The sequence below is a fragment of the Halolamina salifodinae genome (assembly GCF_017874235.1).
GTDB classification, from domain to species: domain Archaea; phylum Halobacteriota; class Halobacteria; order Halobacteriales; family Haloferacaceae; genus Halolamina; species Halolamina salifodinae.
Map to the genome: position 1 here is coordinate 1 of NZ_JAGGLC010000008.1, position 2,559 is coordinate 2,559.

At 56.3% G+C, this 2,559-nt stretch carries 2 rRNA genes; both read right to left on the reverse strand.

Features of this window, described 5'->3' with window-relative positions:
- Nucleotides 1-122: ribosomal RNA gene (rrf, locus tag J2753_RS14310) — 5S ribosomal RNA — on the reverse strand.
- Nucleotides 123-248: 126 nt separating this feature from the next.
- Nucleotides 249-2,559: ribosomal RNA gene (locus J2753_RS14315) — 23S ribosomal RNA — on the reverse strand; the annotation flags it as partial.

The following is a 2,559-nucleotide window of genomic DNA, read 5'->3' on the forward strand; positions in this document are numbered from 1 at the left end:
GAGAGACAGCGAGTCGTGTTTTCCAGCGGGTCGCCCACGCCAGTACTCCACCACACGTGGGTGAGCTTAACTTCCGTGTTCGGGATGGGTACGGGTGTTACCTCACCACTCTGGCCGTCTCACGCCGAGTCGCGGAATCGAACCACGATCATACCAAGCTCGGTTGGGTCTCTCGACCGCGTGTAAGTGTAGTCCAGTTCGCACCTGGACCCGTTCGATAACGGGCGCAGTGCAGAGTGATTACCAAATGAATGATGGCTTCGGTCTGTTAGTGCTCGCGGACTCAACGCCTCGTTGCCTTGGCGCGTACATCCCGAGTCTATCTAACTCCTCTTCTACGAGTGACCTCAACGGTACTTCTTTTTCGAGTAGGTTTCGAGCTTAGATGCGTTCAGCTCTTACCCTGTGATGCGTGGCTGCCCGGCAATGCTCTCTCGAACAACCGGTACACCAGTGGCATCCAATCGTAGTTCCTCTCGTACTATACGATCGTTCTCGTCAAGTACCATAACACCCCCAATAGATAGCAGCCGACCTGTCTCACGACGGTCTAAACCCAGCTCACGACCTCCTTTAATAGGCGAACAACCTCACCCTTGCCCGCTTCTGCACGGGCAGGATGGAGGGAACCGACATCGAGGTAGCAAGCCACGCGGTCGATATGTGCTCTTGCGCGTGACGACTCTGTTATCCCTAAGGTAGCTTTTCTGTCAGCAACCTGGCCCATCAAGGACCATGGTTGGTTCGCTAAACCACGCTTTCGCGTCAGCGTCACTCGTTGGGAATGACACTGTCAGACTTCCGTTTGCTCTTGCGCTCTTCCTCGGGTTCCCGACCCGAGTGAGGAAATCTTGGGGCGCGCTCGATATCTTTTCGAGCGCGTACCGCCCCAGTCAAACTGCCCGGCTACCGGTGTCCTCCGCCAGGAGTGAGAGTCGCAGTCACTAACGGGTAGTGTTTCATGAATGCCTCGGTGGCCCGCTAGCGCGGGTACCTGTGTAACGGCTCCTACCTACTCTGCACATTAGCGACCACGTCTCAGCGACAGCCTGCAGTAAAGCTCTATAGGGTCTTCGCTTCCCCTTGGGGGTCTCCAGACTCCGCACTGGAACGTACAGTTCACCGGGTCCAACGTTGGGACAGTGGCGCTCTCGTTGATCCATTCATGCAAGCCGCTACTGAAGCGGCAAGGTACTACGCTACCTTAAGAGGGTCATAGTTACCCCCGCCGTTGACGGGTCCTTCGTCCTCTTGTACGAGGTGTTCAGATACCCGCACTGGGCAGGATTCAGTGACCGTACGAGTCCTTGCGGATTTGCGGTCACCTGTGTTGTTACTAGACAGTCGGAGCGCCCAAGACACTGCGACCTGCCCCGCGAGGGGCAGGCATTCCTTATTGCGAACGTACGGAACTAACTTGCCGAATTCCCTAACGTCGGTTCTCCCGACAGGCCGCGCCTTGCTCTGGCAGAGTACCTGTGTCGGATCTCGGTACGGATACCGTACTCCCTTTTCACGGACTCCTGGTAACATCGTCTCACGCTATCTCGAGATTCGTTCGCTTCGTGCCGTTACGGCGTCCACGAGCTTCCTCGATTCGACTGGGCGAAAGCCCAGCACGATGGTTCCGGAAGTGTCGGTTTCAATGTACGGTAGTGCTGGAATATTAACCAGCTACCCTTTCGACTCCTGCGAGTTACGAGGAGCCTTAGGATCGACTAACCCTTGGCTGATTGACAGTGCCAAGGAACCCTTACTCTTCTGGCCGTCGGGGTTCACACCCGACTTTCGCTGCTACTATGACTAGGATTTTCGTTACTAGACGGTCCACGCGAGTTCTCACCCGTGCTTCCACCCGTCCAGAATGCCAACCTACAGAATTGCTGTTGTACACAGCACCGCTAGGTCTCGGTGGTAGATTTGAGCCCCGATCATTTTCGGCGCCTCGAACCTCGGCCGGTAAGCTGTTACGCTTTTCTTAGAGGGTAGCTGCTTCTAAGCTCACCTCCCGGCTGTTTAGGGCTCGAGACCACCTTCGAATCGCACTTAATCTACACTTTGGGACCTTAACCCAGCTCTGGGTTGTTTCCCTCATGGTACCCAAGCTTACCCCGGGCACCGGACTCCCTTCGTCCACGGCGTTTGCACGTTCGGAGTTCGACAGAAAGGCCGACTCCTCTCGGAGGCGGGTCTCTCAATCGGTCGCTCTACCGCGCAAACTACCTCGGAAGAGGTCATGCTTCGACATGTTTCGGTTGGAACCAGCTGTTGCCGAGCTCGATGGGCCTTTCACCCCTACTCTCGAGTCACGGGAGGGTATTGTAGGACACCAACCCTAACGGGCCTCCACGTGGCTTTCGCCACGCTTCACCCTGCTCCAGAGTAGATCGCTCGGTTCCGGGTCGTATCCCTTCGACTCCCCGCGCTTGAACACGGTGGGCCTGGCAATGCTGCGCCCCTATCGGTTTCCCTGCGCCTTCCTAGGTTCACTAGTTAGACTCGCCAAAGAGATACACTCCCTAGTTCGTTTTTCAAAACGTACGACGGAACTTCGGCTCC